This is a genomic window from Robinsoniella sp., assembly GCF_034124845.1.
This window is the reverse complement of the sequence record NZ_JAWYAJ010000059.1, coordinates 1-2,872: the sequence shown is the minus strand read 5'-3', so window position 1 is coordinate 2,872 and position 2,872 is coordinate 1. Positions and strand designations below refer to the sequence as shown.

Genomic DNA, 2,872 nt, shown 5'->3' with positions numbered 1-2,872 from the left:
ATGTAACTAAAAATTCCTTGAAAAATAAGGAAAAAACACTTGACTATATAGGGAGTGTATATTTTGAAAAAATTTACCGAACCACTGAAAAATTTAATCCCTGGTTTCATCGTCTGCCTGGTGATTTCCGGCATTGCCCAGATAATCAGTTCTTTTGTCCCGGCTGTGGGCTCTGCCCTGTTTGCCATTGGCATCGGCATCCTTTGCGGCAATACATTTTTAAACAGGGATTCCCTGAACAAAGGGTGTAAGTTCTCTGAATCCAGGCTTTTGGAGTATTCCATTGTCCTCACCGGGCTTACACTTCACCTGTCTGATATCCTTGGCATTGGCATCTTCGGCATTCTTTTCATTGCTCTGCAGATGGCATTTACCATCACCGGAACCTACCTCATCGGCAAGCGGCTGGGCTTTCACAAAAAGTTCTGCCTTTTGATGTGCGCCGGGAATGCCGTCTGTGGTTCTTCAGCCATTGGAACCATATCTCCAGTAATTGACGCAGATGCAAAAGACAAAGGAATTTCCATCACCATTGTAAATATTACCGGTACCTTTCTGATGGTGATCCTTCCCCTCATCACAGGAATACTCTATCACGATGAGATCATCCATACATCCGGTATGATCGGCGGAATTCTGCAGTCTATTGGCCAGGTCATTGCCTCGGCAAAATTTATCAACGATGATGTTGTACAGATGGCAACAATTTTTAAAATTATCCGAATTGTATTTTTGGTTGTGGTAGCTTTGGTCTTTTCCAAAATGAACACTGCTGACGGAGAAAAGCTGTTCTTAGGGAAACAAAAAAAGGATTCCCACAGCAAAAAAATTTCCTGCGGAATCCCCTGGTTTATCATAGGATTTTTTATCTTCAGTATCATAAGCAGTTTCGGTATCGTCCCACTCCCCCTGGTTAAGGCAGCAAAACTGGTAAGCGGGCAGTTTGAAATCATCGCTCTGGCCGCCATCGGAATGCGGGTTAAATTCCAGGATCTTTTAAATGAGGGTCCAAAGTCTATGCTGTATGGAGGTCTGGTAGGAACCATGCAGACTGTATTAGCAATGGGACTTCTCTTTCTCCTTTAATATCCCGGTCTTAATATCCCGGTCATTGAAAGGGTATTACAATTTCGGTGACATATTTATTTGGATTTCCTTTAAAAATCATACCCGGTCCCTTATGGTATATTTCCCTGGATGGGGTCAGGCAGGTGAATCCACGATCTCTGGCAAAGTCAAGCAGCGCTTTATAAGCTCTGTGCAGCTCCTCATAACTGCCTGTATGTGTTGTGCAGACTGCCTTTGGAACAGCCGGCAGCTGTTTGCAACTGATATTCTTCCCGTCAACGATGCCTTTTGTGGGGACACAGATTTCAATATCCGCTTCTTCCTTAAAATCATCGTCGTAATAACAGCAAAATGGTTCACCGGCTCCTTTTCCTTTCACTTCCTTATAAATATCAGACATATATTTCCCCATATCCTGATACCTTCCACGATATCTCATGGAAGCAGCTGTAATTGCCGGAAAGCTTTTCAGCTCAATTTTATATTCCATCAATTCCACCTCCGCTTCTTTGGGCTTCAGGCAGCGGTCCATCCGGCGGATAAGTTCCTTTTCTTTTTGAATCTGCCTGCGGATCATCTCCTGCTTTTCTTCCAGATAGTAGGACAGATCTTCTGCACTTTCGCAGTTTTCCAGAATCTCCTTCACTTGTGCAATACCGAAATCCAAATCCCGGAGAAACTGAATCAGTTCTGCTTTTTTGAAATCTTCCCCGTTATAATAGCGGTAACCGTTGTCAGCTCTGCAGGACGGCTTCAAAATTCCCTCCTCATCATAATAGCGCAGAGATTTCACCGTCAACCGGGTGATTTTAGAAAATTCACTTATCTTATACATGTTCCGCCTCCTTGTTACACTTATTGTAAACCTTCCAGTGCGGTGGAATGTCAAGGGATTTTGATTCTGAATTAATTCAGGGAATCTTCAAATTTCTGTACATTATCCTTTTTCCCAACTACTACGATTATGTCTCCCTCAGAGAAACGGTAATGGGGGTTAATCTCAATATCCGTTTTATTCCCCCGCTCAATCGCAATGATATTCAGCCCAAACTTCTGACGCAGATCCGCTTCCACAATACTTTTATCCACCAGTGAACCAGATAATTTTATTTCCGTAATTTCCACATTATTATTCAGGGAAATATAATCTAAAACGCTGTTGGCAAGCAATCGGTTCGCAAGTCGTACCGCCATATCGCTTTCCGGATATACCACCTGTGCCCCTATTTTTTCTAGAACGGCTCCCTGATCGGGGCTGATGGCTTTTGCAATGACTCTGGGCACTCCCAGACTTACAACATTGAGCGTTGTAAGAATACTGGTATCAATTTTCTCACCAATGCAGACTACCACCGTATCACAATTTTGAATTCCGATTTCCTCCAGTACTTCTTTTGTAAGGGTCTCAGCCACAAATGCATTTTCTGTGTATTGCCTCAATTCCTTTACTTTACTCTCTGTATTGTCAATTACAATCACTTCTTCTCCAGCTTCTGACAGGGTTTTAGCCAGAGCAGTTCCAAATCTCCCAAGCCCGATAATACCATAGGAATATGTTTCTCTATTTCTTCTCATAATCTTAACCTTTCTGTTTACTATTTTCTATAAAAGATATTCTAAGTTCCATACAGCCGGCTATGCAGCTGATAACGCCTAACCTATAATAATGGTTTCTTCCGTGTAACTTACATTGGAAGTTTCCTTAAATACCCAAAGTGATGCAATCGTCAGCGGTCCAAGCCTTCCGATAAACATCGTTATAATTAATACGACTTTACTTGCCACGCAAAGATCCGGTGTAATT

At 42.4% G+C, this 2,872-nt stretch carries 3 protein-coding genes; 1 reads left to right on the top strand and 2 read right to left on the bottom strand.

The window, feature by feature from the left end:
• The first annotated feature begins 63 nt into the window (after positions 1-63).
• Positions 64-1,086, top strand: a complete 1,023-nt coding sequence (locus ACH2DQ_RS03025) for a YeiH family protein (RefSeq protein WP_394912858.1) — start codon at positions 64-66, stop codon at positions 1,084-1,086.
• A 22-nt stretch (positions 1,087-1,108) separates the two neighbouring features.
• Here the strand turns inward: ACH2DQ_RS03025 and ACH2DQ_RS03020 are convergent, their stop codons facing one another.
• Both ACH2DQ_RS03020 and ACH2DQ_RS03015 read right to left on the bottom strand, forming a co-directional pair.
• The gene (locus ACH2DQ_RS03020; protein ID WP_394912859.1) at positions 1,109-1,903 is read right to left on the bottom strand and encodes a MerR family transcriptional regulator; all 795 of its coding nucleotides are present in this window, start codon (positions 1,901-1,903) and stop codon (positions 1,109-1,111) included.
• 71 nt (positions 1,904-1,974) lie between these two features.
• Positions 1,975-2,643: a potassium channel family protein gene (locus tag ACH2DQ_RS03015; RefSeq protein WP_394912860.1), complete on the bottom strand. Its 669-nt coding sequence runs from the start codon at positions 2,641-2,643 to the stop codon at positions 1,975-1,977.
• Between the last annotated feature and the right edge of the window lie 229 nt (positions 2,644-2,872).

Excerpts from the sequence above, each read along its gene's own strand:
- ACH2DQ_RS03020 (WP_394912859.1), bottom strand. The coding sequence starts at position 1,903 with ATGTATAAGATAAGTGAATTTTCTAAAATCACCCGGTTGACGGTGAAA.
- ACH2DQ_RS03015 (WP_394912860.1), bottom strand. The coding sequence starts at position 2,643 with ATGAGAAGAAATAGAGAAACATATTCCTATGGTATTATCGGGCTTGGG.